Source organism: Streptomyces cupreus (genome assembly GCF_014257025.1).
GTDB classification, from domain to species: domain Bacteria; phylum Actinomycetota; class Actinomycetes; order Streptomycetales; family Streptomycetaceae; genus Streptomyces; species Streptomyces cupreus.
The window spans coordinates 1-588 of the sequence record NZ_JACMSF010000184.1; the positions used below are offsets into that span (position 1 = coordinate 1).

Genomic DNA, 588 nt, shown 5'->3' on the forward strand with positions numbered 1-588 from the left:
GCAACCTAAGGAACAACTGATGGAGCTCGGTCTCGTCGGCCTCGGCAAGATGGGCGGCAACATGCGCGAGCGGATCCGCCGCGCGGGCCACACCGTCGTCGGATACGACCGCAACCCGGACCTCGCGGATGTCCACAGCCTGGAAGAGCTTGTGGGCAAGCTCAAGGGCCCGCGCGTCGTGTGGGTGATGGTCCCGGCCGGTGCCGCCACCCAGTCGACCGTCGACGAGCTCGCCGAGCTCCTGGAGCCCGGGGACGTCGTCGTGGACGGCGGGAACTCCCGCTGGACGGACGACGAGAAGCACGCCGAGGAGCTGGCCGCCAAGGGCATCGGCTTCGTGGACTGCGGTGTCTCCGGTGGCGTGTGGGGCCTGGAGAACGGCTACGCGCTGATGTACGGCGGCGACGCGGAGAACGTCGCCAAGGTGCAGCCGATCTTCGACGCGCTGAGGCCCGAGGGTGACTTCGGCTCGGTGCACGCCGGCAAGGTGGGCGCGGGCCACTTCGCGAAGATGGTTCACAACGGCATCGAGTACGCGATGATGCAGGCCTACGCCGAGGGCTGGGAGCTGCTGGAGAAGGTCGACTC

1 protein-coding gene is annotated in these 588 nt (G+C 68.5%); it reads left to right on the forward strand.

Annotated elements, in window-relative coordinates; translation table 11 throughout:
- Positions 1-19: 19 nt before the first annotated feature.
- Positions 20-588, forward strand: a 569-nt coding sequence (locus H4N64_RS44210; protein WP_186288267.1) for an NADP-dependent phosphogluconate dehydrogenase, incomplete at its 3' end; no start/stop codon positions are given.